Source organism: Paenarthrobacter sp., from assembly GCF_031180005.1.
Classification (GTDB): domain Bacteria; phylum Actinomycetota; class Actinomycetes; order Actinomycetales; family Micrococcaceae; genus Arthrobacter.
On the sequence record NZ_JAPSHI010000069.1, the window covers coordinates 1 to 2,322 of the forward strand.

Here is a 2,322-nt window from a genome sequence, read left to right on the forward strand (position 1 = left end):
GCTGATTCCCGCGCCGCCAAGGCCCGGTTCCTTTCGGAAGATTCCATCACCGATGAAAAGCTGGACCGGATCCGCGGGCTGCACGGGATAGCCGAAAACCGCGGGCAGTCGCTGGCGCAGATGGCCGTTGCCTGGATTCTGCGCGACCAGCCCAAGGGCTCACCCGTGACGTCCGCGCTGGTGGGCGCCTCGAGCGTCCGGCAACTGGAGGACACGCTTGCCGCCATCAACAACCTGGAGTTCTCCGAGGATGAGCTGAATGCCATTGACGAGTTCGCCGTCGAGTCGGACATCAACCTCTGGAAACAGCCCGCCTAGGTCTCCGCCGCCTATCCACAGAGTGGGACAGGGGAACAAAGTCCGGTCCCACTCTGTTGGGTACAATGAATAGGCGCCGCGTGGCGCCGCCCCCGCCGGCCGCCGCCGTACCTTCGTCGCAGCGCAACCTGGCTGGCCGACGTTTGTCCCCCAAAGGAGTTCCGTGTCTTCACATCCGATTCGTGTTGCAATCGTCGGCGTAGGAAACTGCGCCGCTTCCCTGGTCCAAGGTGTCCACTACTACAAGGACGCTGACCCCGAGGCCACGATACCGGGCCTGATGCACGTCGAGTTTGGCCAGTACCACGTGGGTGACGTTGAGTTCGTTGCAGCGTTTGACGTGGATGGCAAGAAGGTAGGTGTTGACCTTGCCGATGCCATCCTGGCCAGCGAAAACAACACCATCAAGATCGCAGACGTGCCGCCCACCGGTGTCACCGTGCAGCGCGGCCACACCCTCGACGGTTTGGGCAAGTACTACCTTGAGACCATCGAGCAGTCCACCGAAGAGCCTGTGGACGTTGTCCAGGCCCTCAAGGACGCCAAGGTCGACGTCATGGTCTGCTACCTGCCGGTTGGTTCGCAGGAAGCTGCCGAGTTCTACGCCCAGTGCGCCATCGACGCCGGGGTAGCCTTCGTCAACGCCCTGCCCGTGTTCATCGCAGGCACCAAGGAGTGGGCGGACAAGTTCACTGCCGCCGGTGTGCCGATCGTTGGTGACGACATCAAGAGCCAGATCGGTGCCACCATCACCCACCGCGTCATGGCAAAGCTCTTCGAAGACCGCGGTGTCACGCTCGACCGCACGTACCAGCTCAACGTCGGCGGCAACATGGACTTCAAGAACATGCTGGAGCGCGACCGCCTCGAGTCCAAGAAAATCTCCAAGACCCAGGCCGTGACCTCCAACGTTGAGGCCGAACTGGCTGCGAAGGATGTGCACATCGGCCCGTCCGACTACGTCCAGTGGCTCGATGACCGCAAGTGGGCCTTCGTCCGCCTTGAGGGCCGCAACTTCGGTGACGCCCCCGTATCGCTCGAGTACAAGCTGGAAGTTTGGGACTCGCCCAACTCCGCCGGCGTGATCATCGACGCCATCCGCGCCGCCAAGATCGGGCTGGACCGCGGCATTGGCGGCCCCCTGCTCTCCGCATCAAGCTACTTCATGAAGTCCCCGCCGGAGCAGTTCAACGACGACCTCGCCCGCGAAAAGGTCGAAGCCTTCATCCGCGGAGACCTCGAGCGCTGACCCGTTCGTCCGGCTGCCCCCTGGGACCCTCTCTCACTTGACGTCGGTCTCTAGGCGATCCTTCATCACATAACGTTTATTTCCACGCGGCGCTCTCCCACTTCAGTGGGGGAGCGCCGCGCCTTTTAATCCCGGCAGTGGTGGATGGCGTTGCTGGTAGGAGGAATGGCATTCGCAGTGAGAGAGGATCGCCGGAAAGCCCGCATGAAGTGGGAGAGGGTGTGGTCAAAGGTGCCGTAAGACAGCGCAACGGGGGAGGGTCAGGTGAGGCCTACCGGGTTGCCGGCGCTGTCCACGTCCATCCGCAGTGCGGCCGGGACGGCGGGCAGGCCGGGCATGGTCATCACGGCACCGGTCAGCGCCACGATGAATCCTGCTCCGGTCTTGGGCAGGAGATCGCGCACGTGGATGGTGAAACCCTTCGGTGCGCCCAGGCGGGAGGCGTCGTCCGTGAACGAGTACGGGGTTTTGGCCATGCATACCGGCATGCCGCCCCAGCCGTTCCGTTCAATGTCTGCCAGCCGCTTCAGGGCCGGCACGGAAAAGTCGACGCCGTCCGCGCCGTAGATTTCCTGCGCAATGGTCCGGATCTTGTCCTCCACCGGCAGCTCCAGCGGATACAGGTGCCGGAAGCTGTTCGGCCCGGCCACCACTCCGGCCACGAGGGCTGCCAGTTCATCGCCGCCGTCGCCCCCGCCGCCGCGTCCCCAGACATCGGCGACGGCGGCCTGGACTCCCTCGGCAGCGCACCAGGC

At 64.0% G+C, this 2,322-nt stretch carries 3 protein-coding genes; 2 read left to right on the forward strand and 1 reads right to left on the reverse strand.

Going from position 1 to position 2,322, the window contains the following annotated elements:
• Positions 1 to 318, forward strand: a 318-nt coding sequence (locus RIF72_RS19990) for an aldo/keto reductase (RefSeq protein ID WP_309076527.1), incomplete at its 5' end; no start/stop codon positions are given.
• Positions 319 to 481: 163 nt separating this feature from the next.
• Positions 482 to 1,567 carry an inositol-3-phosphate synthase gene (locus RIF72_RS19995; RefSeq protein WP_309076528.1) on the forward strand — a complete coding sequence of 362 codons (1,086 nt, stop codon included), beginning with the start codon at positions 482 to 484 and terminating at the stop codon, positions 1,565 to 1,567.
• A 260-nt stretch (positions 1,568 to 1,827) separates the two neighbouring features.
• Here the strand turns inward: RIF72_RS19995 and RIF72_RS20000 are convergent.
• Positions 1,828 to 2,322: formate--tetrahydrofolate ligase (locus RIF72_RS20000; RefSeq protein ID WP_309076529.1), on the reverse strand; the 495-nt coding region annotated here is incomplete at its 5' end.